We start from the raw sequence: 1,422 nt of genomic DNA, 5'->3' as shown, positions 1-1,422 counted from the left end.
CTCCAGGTGGTGGTGAGGGTGATTTCTCGGTTTTCGTGGGGGTAGGGGCCATCGAGCATGGAGCGCCAGCCTTGGGGCGGGGTGTAGTAGTGGCGGATGAGACGCGGGTCATTGTTCGGGTCAATGCCCTTCTCCCACGCCAGGCCCGGCGATGTGGTCACCGTGTTGGGGGTCCCATCGCCCCAGGAATACTCATAGTTCGTCGCCGTCAACGTGATCGTAATATCGCGTCCCAACAGATTAATCACATGGCTCTGAACCGGGGAGGTAACCGAGACGATCGTGGGGACGAACCGGTTCGTGTACGACACACCGTCGGGCCGCTTACGCAAACCCGCCCCATCAGCACGAATCACAGTGGCGGCTAGGTAGAGGATGTCACGCGTGGTGGGTACACGGCCCGGGTCCTGATCGGGTCCACCCTCAGGATCAGGAGGCAGCTCGCACCGAACGACAGTGGTGTCATCTGAAACCATCGGGCTGTTGGTCGCCTTCCCAATGAACAGCTCCTTACAACGATCTTTGTAAGAACTAGAAGCATGATCAGCCTCTGTATCAGCCGTCTGTTTTGCCCTCTGAGCATCTAATGATGGCGGAGATGTATTAGGGTCAGGGCCGGGTGACTCGGTATGCTCCTTTCTCCATGCACTTGTATTGATGCCATCAGGAGTTGTAGAAGCGCAAAATCCAAAAGGATCGTTTACGCCATCCGTGCATGATATGCTTACATGACTCGCTCTTGCAGGTTGTATATTCATGCATAGTATGAGTGTAACTATTGAAGTGAGCCGAAGTAGTGATGCGCTAGTTTTTGACATCAAAATCGATGCCTCCATCGGTGAGAATCCAACGCCCATTCTTCCATGTCATGAATAGATTTAGGCTCGCTTTGTATTTAGAGGTGCTATTAGTTATCTTCTGTCTAGTGCACGCAATTCCATTCTCTGTTTCAATTTCAAATGCTACGCCGACAGTATTGGGTTCAACGTGAAATTTCTCTACAGGGACAGGTTCGACTGCGATAATGTTCGTAATAGTGGAATTGTTTCCATATACCCATCCTTTTGAATAGATGTTATTTATATTTTGAATGTAGGTTTCTCGAAAATTCTCTCCAGGTTGTGTTATGTCTTCAAAGGGTTGTGTGTCTCCGGTGTTCCACGCGTAGGTGAACGTGTCGAGGAGGTACTCTGCTGCGAGTTCTGCTCCTCTTTCTGTGTTTTGTTTGGCTTCTTCTGGTAGTTCGGGTTTGGTGTAGGTGGATGCTGCGTGTTCGGCGGGGCGTACGAGGACGCCGTCGGGGCCGATTTGGTAGCCGCCGGACATCGCCGCCTCGGTGGAGGCCGTGGCGGGTGCGGTGGGGGCTGTGGCGGGTGCGTTGGGTGTTGGCCTGGTGGTGGGCGTGGCGGCTGTGGTGGGTTT

General features: G+C 53.1%; 1 protein-coding gene and 1 pseudogene. Both read right to left on the bottom strand.

From position 1 onward, the window contains the following. A pseudogene (locus BQ7477_RS10930) lies at nucleotides 1-476 on the bottom strand (hypothetical protein); the annotation flags it as partial. A 328-nt stretch (nucleotides 477-804) separates the two neighbouring features. Then, a partial coding sequence (locus tag BQ7477_RS11780; protein WP_159430599.1) for a DUF6318 family protein occupies nucleotides 805-1,422 on the bottom strand: 618 nt, incomplete at its 5' end.

The organism is Actinomyces bouchesdurhonensis (assembly GCF_900128465.1).
Taxonomy (GTDB): Bacteria; Actinomycetota; Actinomycetes; order Actinomycetales; family Actinomycetaceae; genus Pauljensenia; species Pauljensenia bouchesdurhonensis.
This window is presented reverse-complemented; position numbering and strand designations above follow the sequence as displayed.